The 255-nt window shown below is 38.0% G+C and carries 1 protein-coding gene; it reads left to right on the plus strand.

Features of this window, described 5'->3' with window-relative positions; genetic code table 11:
- On the plus strand, positions 1 to 255 hold a 255-nt coding region (locus tag KI363_RS21845), incomplete at both ends, for an integrase core domain-containing protein (RefSeq protein ID WP_212967634.1).

Here is a 255-nt window from a genome sequence, read left to right on the forward strand (position 1 = left end):
CAGGTGCTACGCCTTTACTGCATAGTGATCGGGGTTCGCAGTATACATCGAAAGAATATCGTTTGGTGACGACAAAAGCCGAGATTACACGCAGCATGTCCCGTGTTGGGAAATGTATTGATAATGCACCTGTAGAAAGCTTTTTTGGCCATTTTAAAAGCGAATCTTATGATTTAAAACAATATAAGAGCTTTGAAGAATTAGTAGAGGATATTGATCGATATATCCAATTTTATAATGAAGAACGTTACCAGG

Origin of the sequence: Lederbergia ruris (assembly GCF_018332955.1) — a bacterium.
Classification (GTDB): Bacteria; Bacillota; Bacilli; order Bacillales; family Bacillaceae_C; genus Lederbergia; species Lederbergia ruris.